This window comes from Marivibrio sp., from assembly GCF_040218065.1.
In the GTDB taxonomy this organism is placed as follows: Bacteria; Pseudomonadota; Alphaproteobacteria; order UBA8366; family Aestuariispiraceae; genus Marivibrio.
The window spans coordinates 118,408-144,794 of record NZ_JAVJQE010000008.1 but is presented as its reverse complement, the minus strand read 5'-3'; the positions used below and the strand labels follow the sequence as shown (position 1 = coordinate 144,794).

Annotated in this window: 27 protein-coding genes and 1 pseudogene; 18 read left to right on the top strand and 10 right to left on the bottom strand. The window is 68.9% G+C overall.

The genetic code is table 11. The annotated features are described in order from the left end of the window. Position 1 precedes the first annotated feature (1 nt). The 3 genes from RIB45_RS06990 to RIB45_RS06980 are packed head-to-tail and all read left to right on the top strand — an operon-like array spanning position 2 to position 2,243. Complete coding sequence (locus tag RIB45_RS06990; RefSeq protein ID WP_350049522.1) at positions 2-949, top strand: ABC transporter substrate-binding protein; 948 nt, start codon at positions 2-4, stop codon at positions 947-949. A gap of 4 nt (positions 950-953) precedes the next feature. Next, positions 954-1,640, top strand: coding sequence for a thiaminase II (tenA, locus tag RIB45_RS06985; protein ID WP_350049521.1), 687 nt, complete (start codon positions 954-956; stop codon positions 1,638-1,640). A 15-nt stretch (positions 1,641-1,655) separates the two neighbouring features. Beyond that, positions 1,656-2,243: an NAD(P)H-dependent oxidoreductase gene (locus tag RIB45_RS06980; protein ID WP_350049520.1), complete on the top strand. Its 588-nt coding sequence runs from the start codon at positions 1,656-1,658 to the stop codon at positions 2,241-2,243. A gap of 41 nt (positions 2,244-2,284) precedes the next feature. Here the strand turns inward: RIB45_RS06980 and RIB45_RS06975 are convergent, their stop codons facing one another. Next, entirely contained in the window at positions 2,285-2,767 is a 483-nt protein-coding gene (locus tag RIB45_RS06975) for a peroxiredoxin (protein ID WP_350049519.1), read from the bottom strand. A gap of 127 nt (positions 2,768-2,894) precedes the next feature. Further along, positions 2,895-5,123, bottom strand: a complete 2,229-nt coding sequence (locus RIB45_RS06970) for a protein-disulfide reductase DsbD family protein (RefSeq protein ID WP_350049518.1) — start codon at positions 5,121-5,123, stop codon at positions 2,895-2,897. Between the two features lie 244 nt (positions 5,124-5,367). On the opposite strand from RIB45_RS06970, the gene RIB45_RS06965 reads away from it, so the two are divergent. Beyond that, positions 5,368-5,943 carry a YqgE/AlgH family protein gene (locus RIB45_RS06965; RefSeq protein ID WP_502882566.1) on the top strand — a complete coding sequence of 192 codons (576 nt, stop codon included), beginning with the start codon at positions 5,368-5,370 and terminating at the stop codon, positions 5,941-5,943. Between the two features lie 6 nt (positions 5,944-5,949). On the opposite strand, the gene RIB45_RS06960 is transcribed toward RIB45_RS06965, so the two are convergent. Further along, complete coding sequence (locus RIB45_RS06960; protein ID WP_350049516.1) at positions 5,950-6,300, bottom strand: PilZ domain-containing protein; 351 nt, start codon at positions 6,298-6,300, stop codon at positions 5,950-5,952. A 172-nt stretch (positions 6,301-6,472) separates the two neighbouring features. Here RIB45_RS06960 and RIB45_RS06955 point away from each other — a divergent pair, with 172 nt between their 5' ends. The 3 genes and pseudogenes from RIB45_RS06955 (at position 6,473) to RIB45_RS06945 (ending at position 10,244) form a co-directional block, all read left to right on the top strand. After that, positions 6,473-7,759 carry an NAD(P)/FAD-dependent oxidoreductase gene (locus RIB45_RS06955; RefSeq protein WP_350049515.1) on the top strand — a complete coding sequence of 429 codons (1,287 nt, stop codon included), beginning with the start codon at positions 6,473-6,475 and terminating at the stop codon, positions 7,757-7,759. 73 nt (positions 7,760-7,832) lie between these two features. Then, positions 7,833-8,912: pseudogene (locus RIB45_RS06950) on the top strand (NAD(P)/FAD-dependent oxidoreductase); the annotation flags it as partial. Positions 8,913-8,924: 12 nt separating this feature from the next. Continuing rightward, positions 8,925-10,244 carry a glycine cleavage T C-terminal barrel domain-containing protein gene (locus RIB45_RS06945; RefSeq protein WP_350049868.1) on the top strand — a complete coding sequence of 440 codons (1,320 nt, stop codon included), beginning with the start codon at positions 8,925-8,927 and terminating at the stop codon, positions 10,242-10,244. 58 nt (positions 10,245-10,302) lie between these two features. Here RIB45_RS06945 and RIB45_RS06940 read toward each other — a convergent pair whose 3' ends face one another. After that, the gene (locus RIB45_RS06940; protein WP_350049514.1) at positions 10,303-11,214 is read right to left on the bottom strand and encodes a LysR family transcriptional regulator; all 912 of its coding nucleotides are present in this window, start codon (positions 11,212-11,214) and stop codon (positions 10,303-10,305) included. A gap of 127 nt (positions 11,215-11,341) precedes the next feature. Between RIB45_RS06940 and wrbA the strand changes: the two genes are divergently transcribed. The 6 genes from wrbA to RIB45_RS06910 all read left to right on the top strand — a co-directional run bounded on the left by wrbA (position 11,342) and on the right by RIB45_RS06910 (position 17,022). Further along, the gene (wrbA, locus tag RIB45_RS06935) at positions 11,342-11,941 is read left to right on the top strand and encodes an NAD(P)H:quinone oxidoreductase (RefSeq protein WP_350049513.1); all 600 of its coding nucleotides are present in this window, start codon (positions 11,342-11,344) and stop codon (positions 11,939-11,941) included. Positions 11,942-11,972: 31 nt separating this feature from the next. Next, positions 11,973-12,959, top strand: a complete 987-nt coding sequence (locus RIB45_RS06930; protein ID WP_350049512.1) for a glutathione S-transferase family protein — start codon at positions 11,973-11,975, stop codon at positions 12,957-12,959. 23 nt (positions 12,960-12,982) lie between these two features. Beyond that, positions 12,983-13,687 (top strand): pirin family protein, encoded by a 705-nt coding sequence (locus RIB45_RS06925; protein ID WP_350049511.1) that lies wholly within the window; start codon positions 12,983-12,985, stop codon positions 13,685-13,687. Positions 13,688-13,886: 199 nt separating this feature from the next. Further along, on the top strand, positions 13,887-14,594 hold the full coding sequence (locus RIB45_RS06920; protein WP_350049510.1) for a gamma-glutamylcyclotransferase: 708 nt from the start codon (positions 13,887-13,889) through the stop codon (positions 14,592-14,594). After that, positions 14,591-14,998, top strand: a complete 408-nt coding sequence (msrB, locus tag RIB45_RS06915; RefSeq protein ID WP_502882559.1) for a peptide-methionine (R)-S-oxide reductase MsrB — start codon at positions 14,591-14,593, stop codon at positions 14,996-14,998. The genes RIB45_RS06920 and msrB overlap by 4 nt, the downstream gene beginning before the upstream one ends. A gap of 53 nt (positions 14,999-15,051) precedes the next feature. Next, positions 15,052-17,022 (top strand): tetratricopeptide repeat protein, encoded by a 1,971-nt coding sequence (locus RIB45_RS06910; RefSeq protein ID WP_350049509.1) that lies wholly within the window; start codon positions 15,052-15,054, stop codon positions 17,020-17,022. Between the two features lie 13 nt (positions 17,023-17,035). Here RIB45_RS06910 and RIB45_RS06905 read toward each other — a convergent pair whose 3' ends face one another. From RIB45_RS06905 to RIB45_RS06885, 5 genes are all read right to left on the bottom strand, one after another. Then, the gene (locus tag RIB45_RS06905) at positions 17,036-17,782 is read right to left on the bottom strand and encodes a dienelactone hydrolase family protein (RefSeq protein WP_350049508.1); all 747 of its coding nucleotides are present in this window, start codon (positions 17,780-17,782) and stop codon (positions 17,036-17,038) included. An 87-nt stretch (positions 17,783-17,869) separates the two neighbouring features. Beyond that, the gene (locus tag RIB45_RS06900; RefSeq protein ID WP_350049507.1) at positions 17,870-18,334 is read right to left on the bottom strand and encodes a GNAT family N-acetyltransferase; all 465 of its coding nucleotides are present in this window, start codon (positions 18,332-18,334) and stop codon (positions 17,870-17,872) included. Positions 18,335-18,486: 152 nt separating this feature from the next. Then, entirely contained in the window at positions 18,487-18,963 is a 477-nt protein-coding gene (locus RIB45_RS06895; protein WP_350049506.1) for a bacteriohemerythrin, read from the bottom strand. An 86-nt stretch (positions 18,964-19,049) separates the two neighbouring features. Further along, positions 19,050-20,429, bottom strand: a complete 1,380-nt coding sequence (locus tag RIB45_RS06890; RefSeq protein WP_350049505.1) for a glutamate--cysteine ligase — start codon at positions 20,427-20,429, stop codon at positions 19,050-19,052. Between the two features lie 186 nt (positions 20,430-20,615). Next, a complete protein-coding gene (locus RIB45_RS06885; protein WP_350049504.1) occupies positions 20,616-21,392 on the bottom strand; it encodes a 16S rRNA (uracil(1498)-N(3))-methyltransferase in 777 nt (258 codons plus the stop codon). Positions 21,393-21,488: 96 nt separating this feature from the next. Between RIB45_RS06885 and ubiA the strand changes: the two genes are divergently transcribed. Both ubiA and RIB45_RS06875 read left to right on the top strand, forming a co-directional pair. Further along, entirely contained in the window at positions 21,489-22,433 is a 945-nt protein-coding gene (ubiA, locus tag RIB45_RS06880) for a 4-hydroxybenzoate octaprenyltransferase (RefSeq protein ID WP_350049503.1), read from the top strand. Then, positions 22,430-23,137: a class I SAM-dependent methyltransferase gene (locus RIB45_RS06875; protein WP_350049502.1), complete on the top strand. Its 708-nt coding sequence runs from the start codon at positions 22,430-22,432 to the stop codon at positions 23,135-23,137. The genes ubiA and RIB45_RS06875 overlap by 4 nt, the downstream gene beginning before the upstream one ends. Here RIB45_RS06875 and RIB45_RS06870 read toward each other — a convergent pair. Further along, a complete protein-coding gene (locus tag RIB45_RS06870) occupies positions 23,134-23,643 on the bottom strand; it encodes a GNAT family N-acetyltransferase (RefSeq protein WP_350049501.1) in 510 nt (169 codons plus the stop codon). The genes RIB45_RS06875 and RIB45_RS06870 overlap by 4 nt on opposite strands. Positions 23,644-23,748: 105 nt before the next feature. Between RIB45_RS06870 and RIB45_RS06865 the strand changes: the two genes are divergently transcribed. The 3 genes from RIB45_RS06865 (at position 23,749) to RIB45_RS06855 (ending at position 26,376) form a co-directional block, all read left to right on the top strand. Further along, positions 23,749-24,225 carry a flavodoxin family protein gene (locus tag RIB45_RS06865; protein WP_350049500.1) on the top strand — a complete coding sequence of 159 codons (477 nt, stop codon included), beginning with the start codon at positions 23,749-23,751 and terminating at the stop codon, positions 24,223-24,225. Positions 24,226-24,298: 73 nt separating this feature from the next. Further along, positions 24,299-24,808, top strand: coding sequence for a hypothetical protein (locus RIB45_RS06860; RefSeq protein ID WP_350049499.1), 510 nt, complete (start codon positions 24,299-24,301; stop codon positions 24,806-24,808). Positions 24,809-25,227: 419 nt separating this feature from the next. Beyond that, entirely contained in the window at positions 25,228-26,376 is a 1,149-nt protein-coding gene (locus RIB45_RS06855) for a hypothetical protein (protein WP_350049498.1), read from the top strand. The last annotated feature ends 11 nt before the right edge of the window (positions 26,377-26,387 follow it).

The window sequence follows — 26,387 nt, the reverse complement described above, 5'->3', positions numbered from 1 at the left end:
GATGACCCGACGGTTCACCCTCCCCGCCGCCTTGTTCGCCCTCGCGCTCAGCGTCTCGCCCGCCGCGGCGCAGGAGAAGCTGACGCTGCTGCTCGACTGGTTCGTCAATCCCGACCACGCGCCGCTGATCGTGGCGCAGGAGTTGGGACTGTTCGAGAAGCACGGCCTCGCGGTCGAAATGATCGAACCGGCCGATCCCAACGATCCGCCCAAGTTGGTCGCCGCTGGGCGGGCCGACCTCGCCGTCGGCTATCAGCCGCAACTGCACATCCAGACGGCCGAGGGCCTGCCGCTCGCCCGAATCGGGACGCTGGTGGCCACCCCGCTCAACGCCCTGGTCGTGCTGGCCGACGGGCCGATTGAAGAGATCGCCGACCTGAAGGGCAAGACCGTCGGCTATTCCGTCGGCGGATTCGAGACCGCGCTGCTCGGCGCGATGCTGAGGCAAGTCGGCCTTTCGAGCGACGATGTGGAGCTGGTGAACGTCAACTTCTCCCTCTCGCCCTCGCTGATCTCGGGCCAGGTGGACGCCGTGATCGGCGCCTTCCGCAACTTCGAGCTCAACCAGATGGACATCGTGGGCGAGCCCGGCCGCGCCTTCTATCCCGAGGAGCACGGCGTGCCGGTTTATGACGAGCTGATCTACATCGCCCATCGCGACCGGCTCGACGATCCGGCCCTCAAATCCTTCATGGACGCGGTCGAGGAGGCGACGATCTATCTGATGAACCACCCGCAGGAGAGCTGGGAGATGTTCGCGGCCTATGGCGAGGAGCTCGACGACGAGCTGAACCGACGCGCGTGGGCCGACACGCTGCCGCGCTTCGCCCTGCGCCCGTCCGCGCTCGATCGCGGACGCTACGTGCGCTTCGCGGAGTTCATGCAGGCGGCCGGGCTGGTCGAGACCCCGGCGCCGGTCGACAATTTCGCCGTCGTGCTGGGGGAGTGAGCCGATGGCTCTGTTCGAGGATCTGAAAGCCGCCTGTCCGGAGGACTGGGCGGCCTACACCCGCCATCCCTTCGTCGAGGGGATGGGCCGCGGGGATCTGCCGGAGACGGTCTTCCGGCAGTATCTGATCCAGGATTACCACTTCCTGATCCACTTCGCGCGCGCCTATGCGCTGGCCGGCTACAAGGCGGAGACGCCGGACGACCTGCGCCGCGCCAAGGAGGGCATGGCCGCGATCCTCGACGTCGAGCTGTCGCTGCATCTGGACTATTGCGCGCGCTGGGGCCTGAAGGAGACGGACGTCCTGGCCGCGCCGGAGGCGGAGGCCTGCCTCGCCTACACCCGCTATGTGCTGGAGCGGGGCATGGCGGGCGGTCTTCTCGACCTGCATGTCGCGCTGGCGCCCTGCATGCTGGGCTATGCGGAGATCGCGACCTGGCTGCTCGACCGACCCTGGCTGAAGCGCGAGGGCAATCCCTATCAGGAGTGGATCGCGATGTATTCCGGTGCCGAATACCGCGCGGCCGCCGAGGACGAGCGCGCCTATCTCGACGCGCTGGCGCAGCGGGAGAGCTTGAGCGATCATCGCAGGACGCAGCTCGCCCGCACCTTCACGGAGGCGACCCGGCTCGAGGCCCGCTTCTGGTCGATGGGCTACGAGCTGGCGGGGGAGGCTGTTCCCGACGGCTAAGCTGAGAGAAGGCCTATGACGCGCCGCATCTTGATTCTGCTGGGCCGCCACCCCGACCCGGCGCCCGGCCATTTCGATCGAGCGCTGGCCGACGCCTATCAGCGCGGCGCGGAGGCGGCGGGGCATTCGGTGGAGCGGATCGACCTCGGCGATCTGGAGGTGCCGGTTCTGCGCTCCAAGCAAGCCTTCGAGACAGAGGCGCCCGCGCCCGCGATCGCGAACGCCCAGGCCGCGATCGAGCGGGCGGAGCATCTGGTGATCGTCTACCCGCTCTGGCTGGGGACGATTCCGGGGCTCTTGAAGCTGTTTCTGGAACAGGCGCTGCGGCCCGGCTTCGCCTTCGAGTATCAGGCGAAGGGGCTGCCGAAGAAGCGGCTTTCCGGCCGCTCCGCCCGGATCGTGGTCACGATGGGGATGCCGGCCCTGGCCTATCGCCTGTTCTACGGCGCCCACAGCCTGAAGAGCCTGAAGCGCAACATCCTCGGCTTCGTCGGGATCAAGCCGATCGCCGCGACGCTGATCGGCGGGGTGGAGGCGATCGGCGAGGCGGCGCGCCGCCGCTGGCTGGCGAAACTGGAGGCGTTGGGGCGCAAGGGCGCGTGATCCCTCTCCCCTGACCTACAGGAGAGAGGGAGCGACGCCGCTCAAAGCGCCTCGAGAATCGCCTCGGCCGAGGAGACCTCGAACGCGCCCGGCTCCTCGACCGCGAGGTGGGTGACCTTGCCGTCGTCGACCACCATGGCGAAGCGCTGGCCCCGCATGCCGAGGCCGCGCTCGATCAAATCGAGCTCCAACCCGAGGGCGGTGGTGAACTTGGCGGACCCGTCGGCCAACATGTCGACCTTGCCGCCCGCGCCCTGGTCCTTCGACCAGGCGCCCATGACGAACGGGTCGTTGACGGCCAGACAGGCGACGGCGTCGACGCCCTTCGCCTTCAGCGCGTCGATATGCTGGACGAACCCCGGCAGATGCTTGGCCGAGCAGGTCGGCGTAAAGGCGCCCGGCACGGAGAAGACCACCACCTTACGACCCGCAAAGTACGTCGCCGGATCGACAGGCTCCGGCCCGTCGGTCCCCATCGTCATCAGTCCAACGGACGGAATCGCATCACCCACTTGAATGGCCATCGGCCGCCTCCTCCTCAACGCTGATCGTCGATTTCGACTAAGGGTCGCGCCGGTTCGCCCGCGCGCGGCGCATAATGTGCGTCGGCGGCGCGGAATGTCCAGACGGCGCGCGCAAAAGCAAAGGACGTCAGCGCCGCGCCAACGCCGGTTCGCCGGAAGCGGCGGCGGCGGCCTCCATCACTGCGGCTTCCGTCAGCAGCTCGGGCAGCGGGCGGCCCTCTGAGGCTTCGGGGCCGTAGACGATGTTGAACGGGATGCCGTAGCGCCCGTAGCGCGCCAGATAATCGGCGATCGCCTTGTCGGGCCGCGTCCAATCGGCCTGCATCGCCACCACTTCCGCACGCGTCAGCCAATCGGCGACGGCGCCGCGCTCCATCACCGTCTTCTTGTTCCATTGGCAGGTCACGCACCAGTCTGCGGTGACGTCGACGAAGACCGTGCGGCCGGCCCCGACATGCGCGGCGATCGCGTCGGGATCGAAGGCGACCCACTCGATCGTTTGGGAGGCCTCTTGGCCGGGTGCGGAGGCGCCGCCGTCGACGGCGGCGGGCGCGCGCAGACCGATCGCCTGCTGCGAGAGCAGCGGATAGACGACGGTGAGCGCCGCCAGCATGGCGGACAGCGGCCAGGCGAATTTCGCCAGACGGGATTCCTGCACCCGACGGGCCGCCAACACCGCGCCGGCAAGGGCCGCAAGCAATCCCACCGCAACCGCGCCCTCGACGCCGATCGTCGCCTGAAGCACGCTGAGCAGCCACACGGCCGTGCCCAGCAGCGCGAGCGCCAGGACCCGCTTCAACCAGAGCATCCAAGGACCAGGCTTCGGCAGCAGCGCCGCCGCCTGCGGGAAAGCCGCCACGAGCAGATAAGGCGTCGCCAGACCGAGACCGAGAAGCGTGAACACGGCCAAAATCTCCCCCGGCCCGCGGCTGAGCGCAAAGCCCACCGCCGGCCCGAGAAAGGGCGCCGAACAGGGCGTCGCCAGCAAGGTCGCGAAGGCGCCGGTCAGGAAATCGCCGATATAGCCGCTCCGCGCGCCGACGGCCGCGGCCCGGTCGCTCACGAAGCCTGGCAGACCGAATTCGAAAAGTCCCAACATGTTGCAGGTGAAAAGAACCAACAGCGCGACCATGAAGGCCAGGAAGACGGGCTGTTGGAACTGCACGCCCCAACCGATCGACAGCCCCGCCGCCTTGACCCCGATCGCGGCCGCCGCCAGGACGAGGAACGAGACCACAATGCCGGCGGAGGAGGCGAGAAAGCCGAGGCGGACCTCTCGCCGCTCGCCGCCCGACTTGCGCACCACCCCCATCAGCTTGAGCGACAGGACGGGCAAGACGCAGGGCATCAGATTCAGGATCAGCCCGCCCAGAAAGGCGAAGGCGAGGATCGTGAGGAGTCCGAGATCGGCGCGCGCGGGCGCCGGCGCGTCCGCCTGCGGGGCGACCAAGGCCTGCGGCGCGGCGGCCGGCAGCGCGCCGCGGTCAGGGATCAACGCCGCCTCTACCGCACGGCCGCCGTCCACCAGCGTGAAGGTGAGCGCCCCGCCGGTCAGCGTCGCCAGATCCACCCCGCCGCCCGTCAGCGTGAACCGCGCCTCGCGCGGGTCTGCGCCCAGGTCGACCGCCGCCTTGTCGAACCACAGGCCGGCCGGCCCTTCGACCAGCAACTCCATCTCGGCGTCGTCGAACGGCTCGAGCGAGGCGGCCGCCACCTCAAGCCGCACGCCCTCGCCGCCCTCGGCCGCCTGCAGGGCCGCCTGCCGCAGGGCGAGGCCGCCCGGGGTCTCGGACGGGTCGGCGCTGGTCTGGGCCAGCGGCACCGCGGCGCGGTACTTGTCGATCAGGAAAGCGCCCGGCGCGCCGTCGGCCGGCCCCGCCGGCAGACTGATCGACAGCGGCGCGTCGTGCGGGATGCAGATTTCCTCGCAGGTGAGATAACTGACCACGCCGGCGAGCGTCACCGGCGCCCCCGGCCGTTCCGGCGTCACCTCCAGCGGCAGGACCACTTGGTCGGCATAGCCCATCGTCTCCATATCGAAGATCGTGAAGCGCTTGGGCGCGGGCCAGGAGAGCGCGGCCTCGGCGACGTTCTCGGCCCCTGACCAGTCGGGGCGCGGCGGGAAGCCCGCGTCGCCGGGACTGCGCCAATAGATCTTCCAACCCGGCTTGAGTTCGAACTGCAGGCCGAGCTTCAGGGTCTCACGCTCGCCGACGGCCTCCACGGCGGAGATCAACCGCACCGAGCCCTGCTCCGTATCGAACCAGGGACCGGCCCCGTCCACGGTCTGCGCCGCCGCCGGCGCGCCGAGCGCGCTCGCGATCAAGGCAAGCCAAGGGATCAGTCGTTTCAACATCGCAGCCATCGTTCGCATTCATCGCCATCGCGCGGGTCAGTTCAACCCCCTGCGGACGCCCGCCCTTGCGTTTATATAAGCGGCGACGCGCGCCGGCGCCGCTCACTTCTGCGCGACGGCTCTGCGACGCCGGGTCGCGCCGGGCCGCTGGAAAGGCCGGCGGCGATGCTGTTACACTCGCGGCCGAGGGTATCGGCGCGGCGGGTCGCCGCCGCGCGAAAAGGTGGGATTGGTGACGTCGATGATGAGTTCCGGGCGCCGACATTCAGGCTATCTAACAGGCCAGCTGTTGGTGGCGATGCCGGGCATGGCGGACCCGCGCTTCCAGCGCTCGGTCATCTACATGTGCCTGCACAACGCAGAAGGGGCGATGGGCCTGGTGATCAACCGACTGGTCGAATCCATGACGTTCGATGAGCTGTTGGAGCAGTTGGACCTCGGAGCCAGCCGCGCGCAGGACGAGATCCGCGTGCATTTCGGGGGGCCGGTCGAAAGCGGGCGCGGCTTCGTGCTGCACTCCACCGACTACGCCCAGGACGCCACCGTCGATATGGAGAACGGCATCGGCCTGACCGCCACCATCGACATCCTGCGCGATATCGCGCGCGGCGACGGGCCGCAGGCCCGTCTGCTGGCGCTCGGCTACGCGGGCTGGGGGCCGGGGCAGCTGGACGAGGAAATTCAGGAAAACGCCTGGCTGCACGTCCCGGCCGACCCGTCGCTGGTCTTCAACGAACGGCTGGACGAGAAGTGGGACCAGGCGATCGCGCGCCTCGGCTTCGACCCGGCGCTGCTCTCCTCGGAGGCGGGGCGGGCGTAGCCCGCACTACTTCTTCGCCTCCCCCAACGCCTGATGGACGATCACGTCCTGCAGACGCTCGAAATTCTCTGGGCTCACCTCTTTGAAGGCGATGCAGTAGACCATGCCTTCCTCGTCCTGGCCGACGACTTCGGCCGGCAGGTCGAACGGCTCTTCACCGGGCGGGTGAAGATGGGCCGTCACGCGGTCGCCGAGCTGCAAGACCCCGCCTTCGTCGGCGTAGAAGCCGCAGCCGCCGAGGCTGACGTCGGTTATGCGGCCTCTGTATTCGCTCATCGCGCCTTTGAGACGCACGGGCACGCGCCGTTCGCGGCGGCGATCGCCGCCCTTGATGATGCGGATGAGACGACTGAACATAGACCTCTAAAACTCCAAGAAGGGCCGGACGAGCGCGCAGGCCGCGCCCACGGTCCGGATCGACGCCCCTCCCCGGTGCGTACGGTCTCAGATTATGCGCATGCGGGAATCATGCCACGCGTCGGGCGCCAAGGCCAAGCGTTGCGACGCCGTTCAACAGGAAAGGCTTCACATGTCCCAGATCCAAGGCCGTCATCCGCCAAGCCTGTGGGCCGCGACCGCCGCGGCCCCGCCGTATTGCCCGCCGCTGGACGGCCCGGAGGAGGCGGACGTCGTCATCGTCGGCGGGGGGTTCACCGGCCTGTCGGCCGCGCTGCATCTGGCCGAGCGCGGCAAACGCGCGATCGTGCTGGAAGCGGAAGGCCCGGGCTTCGGGGCGTCGGGGCGCAACGGCGGTCAGGTCAATCCGGGCATGAAGCTCAATCCGGACGAACTGCGCGCTCACTACGGCGGCGGCGAGGCCGGCGCGCGGACGGTCCGCCTGGCGGACGGCGCCTGCGATCTGGTCTTCCAGCTGATCGAGCGACACGCGATCGAGTGCGAGGCGATCCGTCCCGGCTACGTCCAGGCCGCGCCCGATGCGGCGGGGGCCGCCGCGCTGCGCCGCCGGGCGGAGAGCTGGGCGGCGGAAGGCGTCGACCTGGATTTCCTGGAGGGCGCGGCGGCCTGCGACCTGTTGGGAACGGATCGTTACACGGCGGCGACGCTGGACCCGCGCGGCGGCAACCTGAACCCGCTGGCCTACGCCCGGGGCCTGGCCCGCGCGGCGCTCGCCGCCGGCGCGACGATCCATGCGGAAAGCCGCGCGACGACGCTCGCGCGCGCCGGCGCCGGCTGGCGGGTCGAGACTCCCGGCGGATCGGTGAGCGCGGCGCATGTCTTGCTGTGCACCAACGGCTACACCGACGCGCTGTGGCCGGACCTCGCGCAGGCCGTCGTGCCCGTCGCCAGCGCCATCGCAGCGACCAGGCCGATGCCGCCTCGCCTCGCGCAAAGCGTGCTGCCCGGCCGGCATGCGGTCTCCGACACCGCGCGCTCGATGCTCTATTTCAAGCGCGACGGCGCGGACCGGTTCGTGATCGGCGCGCGCGGTCAGGTGCTGGGTCCGCCCGACGCCGGCCCGGCTGAGATCGCCAAGCGCGGGGCGTTGAAGCTCTTCCCCCAGCTGGCGGAGTTGGAATTCGAGTTCGAGTGGGGCGGCTATGTCGCGCTGACGACCGACTGGACCCCGCGGCTGATGCGCCCGGCGCCGGGCGTGCTGGCGGCGATCGGCCTGAACGGGCGGGGCGTGGCGATGGGAACGGCGCTGGGGCGCGATCTGGCCGGCGCGATCGAGGGCGAGCCGACCGGCATTCCGATCACCGAGGGCGTCCGGCGCATCCCGTTCCACCGCTTCCGCAAGATCGGCGTCGCCTGGCACATCGCAAAGGCGCGGATGTTGGATCGGATGGGGCTCTAAGCGTCTTTTCAACCGCCCCGACCTTCGCCAGAGTGCGCGCCAGACGGCTCACATTCGCGGGCGGAGGATTCCCATGAAAAGCCATGTTCAGGTCTGCGTCATCGGCGGCGGCGTGGTCGGCTGCAGCGTGCTGTACCACCTGACCAAGTTCGGCTGGTCGGACGTCATGCTGATCGAACGCTCGGAGCTGACCAGCGGCTCGACCTGGCACGCCGCCGGCGGCTTCCACACGCTCAACGCCGACACCAACATGGCGGCGCTGCAAGGCTACACCATCAAGCTCTACCGCGAGCTGGAGGAGATCTCCGGCCAGTCCTGCGGCCTGCACCATGTCGGCGGGATCACCATCGCGACAGATCGAGACCGGCTGGATTTCCTGAAGGCCGAGCGCGCGAAGCACCGCTATATGGGCCTGGAGACCGAAATCGTCGGGCCCGAGGAGATATCCGCTCTCTCCCCCATCACCAACACCGACGGCGTCCTCGGCGCGCTTTATGATCCGCTGGACGGTCATCTCGATCCGTCCGGCACCACCCACGCCTACGCCAAGGCCGCGCGGATGAAGGGCGCGGAGATCGTGCTGCGCAACCGGGTCGTCGAGCTGAACCCGCTCGGCGACGGGACCTGGGACGTGGTGACCGAGCAGGGGACCGTGCGCGCGCAATACGTCGTCAACGCCGCCGGCCTTTAGGCGCGCGAAGTGGGCGAGATGGCCGGCGTCTATCTGCCGCTGCATCCGATGGAGCACCAGTATCTGGTGACCGGCGACATCCCGGAGGTCTATGAGCGCGGCGAGGAGCTGCCGCACGTCATGGACCCGGCCGGCGAGACCTATCTGCGCCAGGAGGGCCGCGGCCTGGTGCTCGGCGTCTACGAGCAGCAGGCCGCGCCCTGGGCCGTCGACGGCACGCCCTGGAGCTTCGGGCACGAATTGTTGGCGGACGATTTGGAGCGTCTGGCCGAGCCGCTGGAGGCCGCCTATCGCCGCTATCCCTGCCTGGAGCGCGCCGGGATCAAATCGATCATCAACGGCCCCTTCACCTTCGCGCCAGACGGCAACCCGCTGGTGGGCCCCGTGCCGGGGCTGCCCGGATTCTGGAGCGCGTGCGCGGTGATGGCCGGCTTCAGCCAGGGCGGCGGCGTCGGGTTGACGCTGGCCGAATGGATGGTGGAGGGCGAGCCCACGCGCGACGTCTTCGCGATGGATGTGGCGCGCTTCGGCGATTACTGCACGCGCGACTACACGCGCAAGACCGTCGTCCAGAACTATCAGCGTCGCTTCGCCGTCAGCTACCCGAACGAGGAACTGCCGGCCGGCCGACCGCTGAAGACGACGCCCGCCTACGGGATCTGGAAGGCGCAGAACGGCGTCTTCGGCCACGGCTACGGCATGGAGAATTTGAACTACATCGCGCCCGCGGGCGAAGAGCCGTTCGAGATCCCCTCCTTCCGCCGCTCCAACGCGCATGCGACGATCGGCGAGGAGGTGCGCGCCGTGCGGACCGCCGTCGGGATCAACGAGATCCACAATTTCGGGAAGTACGAGCTGACCGGCCCGAACGCGCAGGCCTTCCTGGAGCGCGTGATGGCGAACGCCCCGCCGCCGCCGGGCAAACTGCGCCTGACGCCGATGCTGAGCCGGCGCGGCAAGCTGATCGGCGACTTCACCATGGCCTGCGTGGAGGAGGGGCGCTATCGCCTGACCGCCAGCTATGCGGCCCAGGCTTTCCACATGCGCTGGTTCCAGGAGCATCTGCCGGACGGCGCGCGGATCGAGAACGTCTCGGACAGCCAGCTCGGCTTTCAGATCGCAGGGCCAAAGGCGCGGGAGCTCTTGTCCCGCGTCACCCGCGCCGACGTCTCGAAGGAGGCGCTGCCCTTCCTCTCGCTGCTGCAGGCCGAGGTCGGCGGCGTCCCGGCGCTGGTGCAGCGGGTCAGCTACACCGGCGATCTGGGCTATGAGATCTATGTCGACCAGCGCCACCAGATCGCGCTCTACGAGGCGCTGAGCGCAGCCGGCGGCGATTTGGGTCTGAGGCCCTTCGGCATGCGGGCGATGATGTCGCTGCGCCTTGAGAAGAATTTCGGCGCCTGGCTGCGCGAGTACCGGCCTGACTTCACGGCCGCCGAGACCGGCCTCGACCGCTTCATCCGCTTCGACGGCCGCGACTTCATCGGCCGCGCCGCCGCCGAGGAGGAGCGCGACGCGCCGCCCGAGATGGCCGCCTGCGCCTTCACGGTCGCGGCCGACGACGCCGACGTCGTCGCCGACGAGCCGATCTTCGACGGCGATCAGGTGATCGGCTTTTGCACGTCCGGCGGCTACGCGCATTATGTGGAGCAGTCGGTCGCGCTCGGCATGATCCCGCGCGCGAAGGCGCAAGCCGGCGCTCGCTTCGAGATCGAGATCCTGGGCGAACGTCGGCCGGCGACCTTGATCGCCGAGCCGCTGTTCGACCCGAAGGCCGAGCGGATGCGGGGGTGAGCCCCCTCTCCTCTCCCTCTTTCCCTTCATAGGAAAGAGGGGCCTTCACGCCGCTCCCTTACGGCCAGGTCTCCTCCGGCCCGGCGAACCGCGCGGCGAGGAAGTCGATGAAGGCGCGCACCTTGGCCGACAGGTGGCGGTTCGGGGGATAGACGGCGTGCACGCCGATCGGCTCGGCGTCGAACGCGTCGAGCGCGCTTTCCAGCCGCCCTGCGCGAAGCTCCGATCGGCAGATGAAGGTGGGCGTGTAGATCACGCCGCGCCCGCCGGCCGCCGCGTGCGCCAGAACGTGGCCGTTGTTCGAATGCAGCGGCCCCGAATTGACCGTCACCGTAAAGGGTTTGCCGGTCTCCGGATCCTGAAACTCCCAATTCTGCGCCGTCTGCAGATAGGCGTAGGTCAGACATCGGTGCTGCGTGAGCTCGTCCGGATGGGCGGGCTTGCCGTGCTCCGCCCAATAGCCGGGCGCGGCGAGGACCTTGCGTCGGCTGTAGGCGATGCGCTTGGCGATCAGACTGGAATCGCGCATCCGGCCGATACGCACCGCCATGTCGAAGCCCTCCTCGACCAAATCGACTTGGCGATCGGCGCACTCCATGTCGATCTGCACCTCGGGGTGCTGCGCCATGAAGTCCGGCAGCGCCGGCCCCAGATGCTCGATCCCGAAACTGACCGGCGCCGAGAGGCGCAGAATGCCGCGCGGCGCGACCTGCAGCCGGGTGACGGCGAGTTCCGCCTCTTCCGCCTCCGCGACGATGCGCCGACAGCGCTCGTAGAAGGCTTGGCCGACCTCGGTCAGGCTCAGCCTGCGGGTCGTGCGGTTCATCAGCTGCGCGCCGAGCCGCTCCTCCAGCTTGGTGATCTGCTTGCTGACCGCAGACTTCGACAAGCCAAGCTTGTCCCCGGCCTTGGTGAAGCTGCCCGCCTCGACGACGGCGGCGAAGACGGCGATGCCGCTCAGGTCATGCATGGGGGCGCCCTTCCGATTGTTCGCCTATTACGAACAATCTGATTACCAGCACCCCGATTGTTTGCCTAGAGAAAACGCCCCATTTTCCGGGTCAGGCAGTGACAACCGCAAGGGACGGGAGAAGACGATGACGAAGGTTCTGGTTCTCTACTATTCCACCTGGGGCCATATCGAGACCATGGCCGAGGCCGTCGCCGAGGGCGCGCGCAGCGTCGAGGGCGCGGAAGTGACCGTGAAGCGCGTCGCGGAACTGATGCCGCAGGAGACGCTGGACAAGATCGGCGCCAAGCAGGAGCAGGCGGCCGAGATCGCGGAGCCGGGCGAATTGGCCGAGTACGACGCGATCATCTTCGGCACGCCGACCCGCTTCGGCAACATGGCCGCCCAGATGCGCAACTTCCTGGATCAAACCGGCGGCCTGTGGGCCAAGGGCGCGCTGATCGAAAAGCTCGGCTCCGTCTTCACCTCGACCGGCACCAACGGCGGGCACGAGACGACGATCACCAGTTTCTGGAACACGCTGGCGCACCACGGGATGATCCTGGTTCCGCTCAGCTACGACCATCAGGAACTGGCGGACCTGAGCGAGCCGCGCGGCTCCAACCCCTACGGCGCGGCGGCGATCGCGGGGGCGGACGGCTCGCGTCAGCCGACCGACATCGACCTGAAGATGGCCCGCGCGCAGGGCGAGAAGGTCGCGCGTCTGGCGAAGAAGCTGAGCGCCTGAACTGAGCGCGAGACGGGAAAGGAGAGAGACGATGGGACTGCTGGTGGACGGCGTCTGGCATGACAAATGGTACGACACCGACAAGAACGGCGGGCGCTTCAAGCGATGGGACAGCGCGTTCCGCAACTGGGTGACGCCGGACGGCGCGCCGGGGCCGAGCGGCGACGGCGGCTTCGAGGCGGAGCCGGGGCGCTATCACCTCTACGTCTCGCTCGCCTGCCCGTGGGCGCACCGCACGCTGATCTTCCGCAAGCTGAAAGGCCTGGAGGAGATGATCGGCGTCTCGGTCGTCAACTGGCTGATGGGCTCGCAGGGCTGGAGCTTCGAGGACGGCCAGGGCGTCGTCCCCGACCCGATCCACAATGTGCGCCACATGCACGAGCTCTACACCCACGTCGCGCCGGATTATTCCGGTCGCGTGACGGTGCCGGTGCTGTTCGATAAAAAGCGCGATACGATCGTCTCGAACGAGTCGGCCGAGATCATCCGGATGCTCAACAGCGCCTTCGACGGCGTGGGGGCCAAGCCGGGCGACTATTATCCGGCCGACCTGCGGGAGGAGATCGACCGGGTGAACGCGCCGATCTACGACACCGTCAACAACGGCGTCTACAAGTCGGGTTTCGCCTCCAGCCAAGCGGCCTATGAAGAGGCCGTCTATCCGCTGTTCGAAAGCCTGGACTGGCTTGAGGAGCGCCTCGCGGGCCGGCGCTATTTGACGGGCGATCGCCTGACGGAGGCGGACATCCGCCTGTTCACTACGCTGGTGCGTTTCGATCCGGTCTATGTCGGCCACTTCAAGTGCAACCTGCGCCGGCTGATCGACTATCCCAACCTGTGGGCCTACACCCGCGACCTCTATCAGATCCCCGGCGTGGCGGAGACCTGCGACTTCAAGCATATCAAGCATCACTATTACGAAAGCCACGACCACGTGAACCCGACGGGCGTGGTGCCGGCCGGCCCTGTGCTGGACTTCGACGCCCCGCACGGGCGCGCGAAGCTGGCCGCGGCCTGACCGCTGAACGGAGGAACTGAGCCATGAGCGTCGAGGTCCGACCCTTCGACAGCCTGGGCGCGTTCCAGCTCGACTGGCTGGACGCCAAGCATCACTTCAGCTTCGGCGGTTACTACGACCCGGCGCGCATGGGACTCGGCCCCTTGCGGGTGTGGAACGACGACGCGATCAAGCCGCGCACCGGCTTCGATCCGCATCCCCACCGCGACATGGAGATCATCACCTACGTCCGCGAAGGGGCGATCACCCACCGCGACAGCCTGGGCAACGAAGGCCGCACGGAGGCCGGCGACATCCAGGTGATGAGCGCCGGGACCGGCGTCGTCCACGCGGAGTACAATCTGGAGGACGACCTCACCCGCATCTTCCAAATCTGGATCGTCCCGCGCCGCCGGGGCCTTGCGCCCCGGTGGGAGACGCGGGCCTTCCCGAAAGCCGCGGCGCCGGGCGGCCTCACGGCGCTCGCCTCCGGCCGGTCAGGCGTCGAGGGCGCCGCGCCGATCGACCAGGACGCGACGCTGTTCGCCGGGACGATTCCCGCGGGCGGCGGTCTCGACCACAGGTTGGGCGCCGGCCGCCAAGCCTACCTCGTCGCCGCTCGCGGCCGACTTTCGGTCAACGGAACCCCCGCCGCCGCCCGCGACGGCGTCGTGGCGGCCGACGCCGAGAGCGTCCGCCTCGAAGCCGAGGAGGAGGCGGAGGTGATCTTGGTCGACGTGCCTGGATGAGCCTCCCTCTCCCCTCTGCAGGGGAGAGGGTCGGCGTAAGGGACGGCGCCGAAAGTCCGGACGCCCGAGCCCGACGCGCCCATCCCCTCACCCGCCCCTCACAAAGGGGACGAGGGGCCGTTCACGTCCCAGCCCCCGCCTTGCACCGTCGCCGCACGGCTCTAATATTCCGGAAGCGCACCCCGAGCGAAGGATTTCGATGGCGATCGACCGCGACGGCATCAAGAGCGGCTATTTTCAGCGTATGGCGGAAGAAAGCCTGCGCGAAGGCTCCATCGTCCCGTTGAGCGAGGACGAACGCAGAGCCTCGCGCGCCGAGACGGTCTCGCGCCGTCCCGCCGGTGCGGGCCTGTGGATCTTCGGCTACGGCTCGTTGATGTGGAACCCGGCGTTCCATTACGTCGAGAAACGGTTCGCGCGGCTATACGGCTATCACCGCAGCTTCTGCCTGAAGACGCCGATCGGCCGCGGCACCAAGGATTATCCGGGCCTCGTGTTGGGTCTCGACCGCGGCGGGTCGGTGCACGGGGTCGCCTTTCGCATCGACGAGGCGACCGCGGAGGAGGAGCTCGACATCATCTGGGCGCGCGAGATGCTGGCCGGCTCCTACGAGCCGCGCTGGGTCAGCCTCCTGGACGAGGAGCGCGGCGGACGGTTCTGGGCGATGGCCTTCGTCATGCGCCGCGACTGCGAGCGCTACGCCGGCCATATGGACCCGGAGGAGATGGCCGAGACCATCGCGCGCGCCGAGGGCAAGCTCGGCCCCTGCCGGGAGTATCTTGAGAACACGGTGGGCGCGCTCGACGCGCTCGGCATCGGCGACGGGCCGATGCACGCCTTGCTGCGCCGGGTGCGCGAGATTGCCGGGCCGACGACGGCCGCGGCGGAGAAGGAGACGAGCCGATGAGCGATCTGGACATGAAGAGGGTCCGCAAGACGGACGAGGAATGGCGCGAACAGCTGACGCCCGAGCAGTTCAAGGTCACCCGCAAGGGCGGCACCGAGCGCGCCTTCACCGGCAAGTATCACGACTGCAAGGACCCCGGCGTCTATCGCTGCATCTGCTGCGACGCGCCGCTATTCGACGCTGAAACCAAGTTCGACAGCGGCACCGGCTGGCCGAGCTTCACCCAGCCGATCATGGATCAGGCGGTGACGGAGAAGACCGACCGCTCGCTGTTCATGAAACGCACGGAAGTGCTGTGCGCAAGCTGCGACGCGCATCTGGGTCACGTCTTTCCCGACGGGCCGGCGCCGACCGGCCTGCGCTACTGCATGAATTCGGCGGCGCTGACCCTCAAACGCAAATAGCCGCGCGAAAGCCGTAGCGGCCCCGCCGCGCGTTCGCTAGGCTCGCCGGCGTCATGAACCGCAAGCAGCGCCGCGCCGCCGGCAAAACCAAGCCGTCTCCCGGCCCGATCCAGGCCGCCGGCCAGGCGTCGAGCCGGACCGGCGGGCGCGAAGCCTTGCTGACGCTCGGCCGGCAATTGCACGCGGACGGCCGGCTCGAGGCCGCCGACCGCTACTACGTCCAGGCGCTGAAGGCCGACCCCACGGACGCTGAGGCGCTGCGCCTGCGCGGCGCGCTGGCCCACCAGATCGGCAATCACAAGGCCGCGGTCGAGCTTTTGAAGCGCGCCGCCGCGCGCCTGCCGGACGACGCGGAGGTGCGCCTGCACCTCGCCGCCGCGCTGGAGGCGACCGGCGACCGGGGGACGGCGGAGCGGGTCTATCGCAAAGCGCTCAAGCTCGCGCCCGAGAATGGCGAGGCGGCTGCGAACCTCGCCGCCTTCCTGCGCGCCGATCCGGCGAAGCGCGCGGAGGCCGAAGGGCTGCTGCGCGACGCGCTGGCCCGTGCGCCGGAGGCGGTTCAGCCGGCCTATCACCTGGCCGCGCTGCTGATCCAGACCGGCCGCGCGGGCGAGGCGCTGGCGATCGCGGAACGCGCGGCGGAGCGGGCGTCCGAGGATCTGGACGTCCTGACCCTGGTCGGCGTCGCCCGCCAGCATCTGGGCGATCTGGCGGGCGCCGAGACGGCGTTCCGCGAGATCGATCGGCGCGCGCCGGGCAATCTGGGCGCGGCGATCAACCTCGCCTCCCTGCTGATCGCGGCCGAGCGCGCAGAGGAGGCCGAGGGGGTTGCGCGCGCCGCTCTGCTGGCCGCCCCGCACAGCGCGCCGGCCCTGTTCAATCTGGGCGTCGTTCTGACGGCGGCCGAAAAGATCGGCGAGGCGGAGGACGTCCTGCGCCACGCGCTGGCGCATGCGCCGGACCACGCCGACGGCTGGGGCAATTACGGCAACCTGTTGCGAATCGCCGGCCGGCATGAGGAGGCCCTCACGGCCTACGACCGGGCGCTCTCCCTCGCGCCGGACGACGCCCGCCACCGCTTCCAGAAGGCGATGGGCCTGCTGGCGCTGGGCCGCCTGGCCGAAGGTTGGGACCTCTACGACGCCGGGATCGCCTGCGGCGAGCGGCGCGGGCCGCCGCCGATCGACGCGCCGCGCTGGCGGGGCGAGCGGCTGGCCTCCGACGCGCATCTACTGATCCAGCCCGAACAGGGCGTCGGCGACGAGATTCGCTTCCTGGGATTGACGGCGGAGGCGGCGGCGCGCGCCGGCGCGGCGACGACGGTTCAGGTCGACCCGCGCCTCGTCCCGCTGGCGCGGCGATCGCTGCCGGGCGTCGAGGTCGTCGAGAGCGGCGTCCCGCCGGCTGTCGCGCCGACGCACCGGATATCGATGGGCGACCTCCCGGCGCTCTTCCGCCGCGATCTGAACGCTTTCCCCGCCCGCGCCGGCCATCTTGCGCCCGATCCGGAGCGCGTCGCGGAGATCCGGGCGCGGCTTGACGCATTGGGTCCCGGGCTCAAGGTCGGGGTCGCGTGGAAAAGCGGCCTCGTCTCGCTGCGACGAAAGACGGCGCACGGCCCGCTGGTCGATTGGGCGGCGGCCTTGAATACGCGCGGCGTCATCCCAGTCTGCATGCAATATGGCGACGTCGCGGACGAGATCGCGGAAGCCGAGGCGGCTCTCGGCGTGCGCGTCACGCAGCTCGACGGGCTCGATTTGAAGGACGATATGGACGGCGCGGCCGCGCTTGCGGCGGCGCTCGACCTGACCATCTCGACCGGAAGCTCGGTGGTCGACCTCGCCGGCGCGGCGGGCGCGCCGGTCTGGGCGCTCTTGCGCCCGCGGGATTGGGTGACGCTGGGAACCGACCGCCATCCGTGGGCGCCGTCGGTCCGCGTCTTCTTCCGCAAGCCGGGCGAGGGCTGGGCGCGCCTCCTGGAGGAGGAGGTCGCGCCCGCCCTCGCCGACTTGGCGGGCCGCTGAGCGGCGCTCGCCGTCACTTCGCCAGATGCGTGTCCAGGAACGTCGTGAACGCCGCCCAAGAGTGCCGGTCCGCCCGCTCCTGATAGCGGTCCGAGCCGAACACCGTGAAGGCGTGCGGCGCGCCGGAATAGATCTGGATCTCATAGGTGACGCCGGCCGCCTCGAGCTCCCGACCCAACTGCGCCACATCGTCGAGCGAGATGGCCTGATCGGCGCCGCCGTGGGCGACCAGGATCGGCGCCGTATCGGCCGAGTAGCTCTGCCCGTCCGGCGTCGACAGCCCGCCGTGGAAGCTGGTGTAGCCAACCACGTCGTCGGCTGCGCCCGAGCGCGCGAGCTCAAGCGTCGCCGCGCCGCCGAAGCAGTAGCCCATCACCACGACCTCGCCCGGCGCCTCTGCGCGCGCGACGTCCAGCCCGCCGAGGATGAGCGCGCGCATCCGCTCGCGATTCTGGTAGAGCTTGCCGGTCTCGGCCTTCTTGGCGCCGGTCTCGACCGGTCGGTTGCCCTTGCCGTAAAGGTCGACCGCGAAAGCGTCGTAGCCCATCTCGGCCAGCATCTCGGCCCGGCGGACCTCGTAGTCGGTCAGACCGTCCCAATCGTGGATCACCAGGACCAGGCCCTTGGACTCGCCGGACGCCATGGCGCGGTAGCCCTCAAAGGCCTCGCCGTCGATCTCGTACTCCACAACTTCGCCCGCTTGCGCCGCGGCCATCGGCGCGACGGCCAGCGCGGCGGCGATCGCCATCTGCTTCAGCATGTGCGTCTCCCATAATCTTTAGGGCGCCCGTTTCGCGCATCCCAATAAGGACAAGAGATAGCACGCCGCTCGCGCGCATAAAGAGCGTCAGTGAAACGCTTTGTTGAGCGTATAGGGATAATCGCCGTCGGCCGGCCTGTAGCCGGCGGCGGCGAAGAAGGGGGCGGCGTCGCGCTGCGCGCGCACGACGAGGCGCGCGGCCCCCGCCTGGCGCGCCGCCGCTTCAGCCGACTGCAACAGGCGCCGGCCGAGGCCCTGGCGATGGCGGATCGGGTCGACATAGAGGCCGTGCAGCAGCAGTGCGTCCTGCGCCCCGTCTAGCGGGCTCACCGCCGCGAGGCCGACCGGCGCGCCCCGCTCGTCGCGCAGCGTGAAGAAGCGCATGTCGGCGAGATCCAGCGCCTCGTACCGATACGAGGGAAGCGCCGCGCGCTTCACGCGCTCGGTGACGGCCCAACTGCCGATCGCCCGCTCGATCAAGGCGTTGAGGGTGGGCAGATCGGCGGGGCCGGGGCTCTCTTCGCCAAGGGTCAAGGCCGGAGGGTCGATCATGGGACCTAAGATAGCAGGCCGGACACTCCCGACCACCCTTCTCGCTCTTCCCCATCAAGGGGCGCGGGGGCGTCTTCTCCTTTTCCCACTCACAGGGGAGAGGGTCGGGGTGAGGGGTGGGGGCTGCAAGTCCGGCCGCCGGCGTTTGGCGGCTACGCGCCCGCCCGCTCGCTCCGCGCCAGCCCGCGGCCGGCGAAGCGCTCGGCGACGGCGCGCGCCCGGGGGTCGCCCTGGACGCGCGGCTTGTAAGCCATGTCCTCAACCAGAATGTGATGGGTCAGCCAATCGCGCAGAAATCGGCCCAGCTCGGCGGCCAGCGCCGGATCGCGGCGAGCGTCGAAGGCGTCGGCCAGGTCGCGCAGCTCGTCGACGAAGGCGTCGTGCTGAACGCGATGACCGCGGAGCGCCGGATAGCCGACGGCCTCCAGCACCGCCTCTTCGCGGGCGAAGTGCCGCTCGGTGTAGTCGGCGAGCGCCTGCAGGCTGCGGGCGACGGTCGCGCCCGCCTCCGACCCGCCGAGACGGACGGCCTCATGCAGGCGGTTGATGATCGCGATCAGTTGCTTGTGGTCGTCGTCGAGCCGGGCGAGCCCGACGCTCATCCCCTCGTCCCAATCGATCGCGCGCATCGGCTTCGTCCCTCGCGTCCGGCCCCGTCCGAGCCTTCGCGTAGCAGCGCATCCCGCCCGCCGCCTTGCGCGAGATCAAATCCGGCCTAGTAGCGGCACTCCTCGTAGATCTCGGAGATGTCGGACCAGCGGCTGTGATAGGCGTCCAGCAGGTCCTCCGCAAAGGTCTTGCCGGAGGCGACGATGCTGTCGAGCGGCTTGATGTACTGCGTCTCGTCCAATTGATTGCCGGCGCGGATGCGCTGGCGGTTCTTCAGGCCCTTGCGCGCGATGCGCAGCGCGTCCCGGGCGACGTCGTTAAGCGTGCCGTCGCGAAACGGCGTATTGAGCGCCGTCTTCGGGACCTGGTCGCGCAAGCGGGTGATCTCCTCGACCGTCCAGTCGGCGATCAGGGCCTTGGCGTCCGCGAACGCCTCCTCATCGTAAAGCAGCCCGACCCAAAGCGCCGGCAGCGCGCAGAGATTGCCCCACGGCCCGCCGTCGGCGCCGCGCATCTCGATGAACTTCTTCAAACGAATTTCGGGAAAGACCGTCGTCAGATGGTCCGCCCAATCGCTCATCGTCGGCTCGACGCCCTCGTAACCGGGCAGCTTGCGGTCCATGAAGTCTCGGAAGCTCAGGCCCGAGGCGTCGTAGAAGTCCCCGTCGCGCATGAAGAAATACATCGGCACGTCGAGGACGTAGTCGACCCAGCGCTCGAACCCGAAATCCTCGTCGAAGACGAAGGGCAGCATGCCGCAGCGATCAGGGTCCGTATCGGTCCAGATGTGGCTGCGATAGCTGAGGAAGCCGTTCGGCTTTCCTTCGGTGAAGGGCGAATTGGCGAAGAGCGCGGTCGCCAGCGGCTGCAGCGCCAGGCCGACGCGCATCTTCGCGATCATGTCGGTCTCGTCCGAGAAGTCGAGATTGACCTGCACGGTGCAGGTGCGGGTCATCATGTCGAGGCCGAGCGAACCCTTCTTCGGCATGTAGTCGCGCATGATCTTGTAGCGGCCCTTGGGCATCCACGGAATCTCGTCGCGCCGCCAGATCGGGTTGAAGCCGAGGCCCACCACCCCGGCGCCGATCGCATCCGTCGCCTGGCGCACCTGATCGAGATGGCGATGCACCTCGGAACAGGTCTGATGGATCGTCTCCAGAGGCGCGCCGGAAAGCTCCAGCTGGCCGCCCGGCTCCAGCGTCACACTGCCGCCGTCGGCGCCTTTGAGGGCGATGATCTTGCCCGCCTTCTCGGTCACCGGCGTCCATTCGGGTCCCGCCATCGCCTCGAGCAGACGGCGAATGCTCGGCGCGCCCTCCGCCGCCTCGTAAGGCAGCGGTCGCAGGCTCGCCTCGTCATAGGCGAACTTCTCGTGCTCGGTGCCGATACGCCACTGGTCGCGCGGCTTGCAGCCGGCGGCCAGATAATCGATCAGCTGCTGCTTGGACTCGATCGGCGTCGCGTCCGTCGCGGAGGGTCCGGACATGGGCTTCCTTCCCGCAGTCAAAAGACGCGCCGTCGCGGCGCTTTCATCGGCCGCGGGCGCGTTCGGTCATCGCTTCCGCGGGGTCGGCCTGATATCCGCCCGGCCCCGCGCCTTTCCGATCCGCCCGCGCCCGTCGTCCGAAGCCCCATGGAGCGACGGAGCGGCGTCGGATCGCCGTCCCCTTTCCTACTCTGCGCCGGAACCCCCGTTCCGACCCGGCGGACGCGACCCCCAGTCTCCCGCCGCCGATTGCCAGACGGCGATCGCCGCCAGCGCCGCGGTCTCGGCCCGCAACACCCGCGGCCCCAGCCCGACGGGCGTAACAAAGGCGAGTTGCCGCAAAGATTCAAGCTCGTCCTGCGCAAACCCCCCTTCCGGGCCGATCAGGAGCGCCCAGCGCGGGCGGTCCGGATCCGGCTCGGCGGCCAACGCCTCGGCCAGCGGCGGCGCGTCGCCCGATTCCGCCGCGACCAGAAGTCGGCGATCCGCGGGCCACGCGTCAAGCCAGTCCTGCAGCTTGCGCGGCGCATCCACCTGCGGCGCTTCCAGGCGCTCGCATTGCTCCGCGGCTTCGATCGCGTTCGCCCGCAGACGTTCGTCCTTCACCCGCTCGACCTGCGTGCGGCGGGTCAGCACCGGGCTGATGCGCGCGCAGCCCAATTCCGTGGCCTTCTGAATCAAGAAATCGTGACGAGCGCGTTTGATCGGCGCGAACAGCAGCCAGAGATCGGGCGAAGCGGTTTGGTCGCGCCGCTTCTCGAGCACTTTGAGCGACGCCCAGCCCTTGCCGAGACCGTCGATCCGCGCGGACCATTCGCCGTCCCGCCCGTTAAACAACAGGACAGGCTCGCCCCCCTTCATGCGCAACACGCTGCGCAGATAATGCGCCTGATCGGCCGACGCGCCGACGACGGCGCCGGCGTTCAGATCCTGCTCGACGAAAAGGCGGGTTGCGGAGGCCATGGCCCGGACTATCCTGCACTCTGCCGGTTGAACGCAAGCGCGCGGACGCGTAGATCGCCCGCGACCCGCACGCCCGAGAGACGAGGATCGACCGACATGGCCGACGGCCGCACGAACAGCATCGACCCCAGCGACATCGCCCGCGACGACTGGGTGGAGCGCCGGCTGCCCGCGGGCGCACAGCCCTATGCGCGCCTCGCGCGGCTGGACCGGCCGATCGGGACGTGGCTTCTGCTGCTGCCCTGCTGGTGGGGCCTCGGCTTCGCGATCGCGGCCGGCGGGGTCGAGCCCGCGCCGATCCACCTGTGGTACGCCGTCCTGTTCGCGGTCGGCGCGCTGGTGATGCGCGGGGCTGGCTGCACTTGGAACGACATCGTCGACCGCGACATCGACGGCAAAGTCGCGCGCACCGCGACGCGGCCGATCCCCTCCGGCGCGGTCTCGACCAAACAGGCGCTCGCCTTCCTGGTCGCGCTGTGCCTGATCGGGCTCGGCGTGCTGGTGCAGTTCAACATGACCGCGATCTGGGTCGGGATCGCGGCGCTGGCGCTGGTCTGCTGCTATCCCTTCATGAAGCGGATCACCTATTTCCCGCAGGCGTGGCTGGGCCTGACCTTTAACTGGGGCGTCAACGTCGCCTGGACGGCGGTGACGGGCGAATTGCATCCGCTGCAGCTGGTCCTCTACGCCGCCGGCTTCTTCTGGACGATGGGCTACGACACGATCTACGCCCATCAGGACAAGGAGGACGACGCGCTGATCGGCGTTAAGTCGACGGCGCTCAAGTTCGGCGACGGCACGCGACCCTGGATCGCGGGCTTCTATCTCGCGCTCGTGGGGCTGTTGATCGCCGCGGCCTTGCTGGGCGGTCTGGGCTGGGGCGTCTGGCCGTTCCTCGCACTCGCCTTCGCGCATCTCGCCTGGCAGGTGAAGACGGTTGATTTCGACGACGTGAAGAACTGTCTGAAGCACTTCCGGGGCAACCGCGATTTCGGCCTGCTGGTCGCCGCCGCGATGGCGGCGGGGGCGGTGACCGCGTGATCTTCGACCCGCTCGATCAAGGCACGTTGGAGCTTCCCGAGTCGGAGCTGATCCTGGAGCACACGCAGTTGCTCCAGCCGCAACTGACGCCCGAGGTGTCGCTGCATCTGGCGGCGGAGGATCTGCCCTTCTTTCGCATGGGCGAGGATGAACTCGCCGCCGCCGGCCTCGGCGTGCCCTATTGGGCCTTCGCCTGGGCGGGGGGGCAGGCGCTGGCGCGCTACGTCCTCGACAATCCGGAACTGGTGCGCGGACGGCGCGTGCTGGATTTCGGCGCCGGCTCCGGCCTCGTCGGCATCGCGGCCGCGCTGGCCGGCGCCTTCGACGTGACCGCCAGCGAGATCGATCCGCTGTGCGCGGCCGCGATCCGCCTGAACGCCGAGGCCAACGACGTCTATCTCGACGTCGCGCTGGAGGACGTCATCGGCGACATGGATGCCGCGCATGAAGTCGTGCTGGTCGGCGACGTCTGCTACGATAAGGAGATCGCGGATCGGCTGATCCCGTGGCTCGACGCGCTGGACGATGCTGGCCGCACGGTGCTGATCGGCGACCCGGGGCGCTTCTACCTGCCGAAGCTGGGGTTGGAGCGGATCGCGAGCTATCACGCCCCGACGACCGCCTTGATGGAAGACAGCGACCTGCGCAACGCCGGCGTCTGGCGCTTCCAGAAAAGCGCGCCGGCCTTGGAGAGCGGCGATTAAGCCGGCGGCCTAAGCGCGAAGATCGGCCCGCGCCACCGCTCGTCGTCTCCCGCGCCTTCCCTCACCTGCCAGCCGTCGAGCTCCGTAAGCGTCGCGCGCCAGAAGGCGATCGCCGGGCTGTTGTAGGCGGCGACCCCCACCTCCCAGCGTCCCGGGCGCTCCGCAATGAGCCGGCGCGCGGCCGCGCGGCCGAGGCCGATACGCCGGTATTTCCGCAGCACGAAGAACTCCGCGATCGCAAAATCGACGCCGGCGCCCGACGGCGCCCAGCGGTTCAGCAGCGCAAAGCCTGCAAGCAGGCCCCCTCGGCGCATCAGAAACGCCTGATGATCGGAGGTCAGCCAATAGCGCTCAAGATCGGGAAAGGCGAAGCGGCCGTCCGCCTCGACGTCGCCATAAGGCGAGTCGGGCTCGGCGAAGGACGAGAAGTCATGAAGATAGAGCTGGAGCAGGCGCTCCAGCGTCGCGCGTTCGTCCATGCGGGCCGGATCGATCGTAAGCTCCATACTCAGCCTCCCCGCCGCGCATGACGGGGGCGCGCGCGGTTTTGCGGTCTTGCCAGCCGCAGGCCGCGCCCCAACCTGTCGTCACAAGACTTAGGAGAGATTTACATGGCACGCGAGCCGAAAAAGACCCTGCTGATCGTCGCCCACGCCCCCTCCCCCAACACCCAGGCGCTGAAGGACGCGGTTCTGCGCGGCGCCCGGCATGAGGAGATCGAGGGCGTCGAGGCGCGCTGGGTCCCGCCGCTGGAGGCGGGCGCCGAGGACGTGCGCGCGGCCGACGGGATCATTCTCGGGACGACGGAGAATCTCGGCTACATGGCGGGCGCGCTGAAGGACTTCTTCGACCGCACCTACTACGAGGTGATCGAGGAGAAGCAGGGGCTGCCCTGCGCCCTTTACATCCGAGCCGGTCTCGACGGCACTGGCACGAAACGCGCAGTGACGAGCATCTGCTCGGGCCTCCGCTGGTCCCCCGTTCAGGAGCCGGTGATCTTCCACGGAAAATGGGACGACGCCTTCCTGGATCAGGCCGAGGAGTTGGGGCAGTTGATGGCCGCCGGATTGGAAGCGGGCGTGTTCTGAGCGCCCCGGTAACCTCGCGTTAACGCGGCTGCGGCACACTGCACCCTGGCGACATCCTATCGAGAGGCGATTGATGAGCGGATTGGAGAAGTGGCTGCGGCAGCCTGACGAACGGGACATCGTGCCCGTGCGCGGCGTCGTCATGCGCCTCGCCGCCGACGAGATCCGGCGGCTGGAGGCGGAGAACGCCCGGCTGAAGGAACAAGCCGCCGCGGCAGAGGGCGCCGCCGAGCCGCCGGCCGAGATCACCTTCCAGGACGGCTCCGTGACGCGTCGACTTGTGCGCGCCGGCGAGGGCTACGCGCTCCCCGAGGGAGCCGAGACGCTGGACGATTTGCTGTCCGAACAGGCCGCAGACGCGGCCGCAGCGTCGCCGGATCGCTTGGCCCCTGACGGGGCGGCCCCGAGCGAGGAAACCGACGCCGAAGACGTCGCGCCGAGCGAAGAGGCGGCGCCGGACGCGGCCGACGCGCCCGACGCGGCCGAGGCCCCGTCGGAGGGGGACGAGGCGGCGCACGCCGAAGTCGGCGGGGGCGAGGCGGAAGACGACGAGGATTTCGAACTGCCGCCGGAATGGCAGTAGGGCGTCTCGCGCCTCGTGCAGCCGGGTGAAGGCGTCGCCCCCGGGCGCCGCCGGCGCAAACCGTCCTCGGGCCGACCGGCTTCTGGCCGTTCGCTCCCCTCGCCCGCGTGCGGGACGAGGTTCCGCGCCTTCCGCGACAGCCCGCCGCCGGCGTCTCGGCGGCTGAGCGCCCCCCCTCTCCCCCCTTCTTCCAAGGCCGCGCCGACGGCGGCGTGCGCAGGGCCGGCCTGCGCCGGTCTCAGCCTATCGCCGCCATACGTGGTCTCATTTCCCGCAATAAAGCATTGATTGCACTTGCGCCGTCGCCACACCAGAATACGCGACAGACGTGCGGGACGGTACGCGACGAAGGAAAAGGCCGACGGCGGACTGGGAAGACGCTGGCGGGCTGCGTCGGCGACAGGGATGGGAAAAGGCGCATGAACCGCGACGCGCTGGGGATGCTGCTCCGCTCGGGGCGGTTTCTTTGCTTTGATTCGACCGATATTTATTCGGCGCTCCAGGAGTCGGACGGCGTCGGGGCCGCGATGTTCGACAACAAGGCGCTGAACGCCGGCATCCTGTTCAAGGAGGTTTCGCAGGGCGAGGACGAGGATGAGCTCGAACTCACCACGCGCATGTATTTCCCCTATGACGAGAGCAACAAGCTGGACGGCGGGGAATCGATTCTCGCGACCGCGGAGTCCGTGCAGAAGATGATGCTGCGCCGCGGGGCGCTCAAGGAGAACGAGCAGATGTCGTCGCACGACCAGACCGTGCTGCGCGTGTTCGATCTGGTGCCGACGTTCGATCCCTTCCTGCTGCTCTCGCAGCGCCGCGAGTTGGAGACGGAGCGCCCGATCGATCGGCGCTTCTTCGACATCGACGAGAAAACCTGGGCCGGCATCCGCCGCCCTGTCATGCATAAGATCACCGTGCTCGTCAGCAAGGCGGGCCTCGGCGCCGCCTTGGACGAGGGAGGCAAGGACGACGGACCGGAAGCGCAGGTCTCAGCCTCCCCCGGGGCCTCGGTCGCGAACTCGATCCTGAACGCCATGTGGACGGGCGAACCGACGCCGGGGGTGAAGGCCTTCATCTCCAGCTTCCGGCTGGACGTCGACAAGACGCAGGAAATCCTGTTCGCCTGGAAGGGCATCAACTACTACGAATATCTGAACCGTACGATGTTCGACGACTTCGTCGGGCTGTTCAAATGGCTGGGGTCCGACGAGTCGCTGCCGCGCGACCGGATGATGATGGACCCGGCCCTGATCGCCCGCTTCCAAGCCCACCGCACCAGCAGCCGAGCGCACCTGAAACAGCACTTCGAGCGGGTTCAGCAGCATCTGCGCGGCTACAACGACGCCTTCAACGCGCTGATCGACAAGGACGATCCCGCCGCGTTTCAAAATTTTCTGCAGAACGCGCCGTCCACCTTCACCGACATCGGCTCGTCGATCGGCGTGTTGGCGCACGCGACCAACGCCTATGTCGAGCTCACCAAAAGCGGCGCCAAACCGACGGTGAAGGCCGATAAGCTGCAGCCCTTCTACGATTTCGTGGTGGGATTGGCCGGCCGCCACAGCTGAGGCCCCGACGG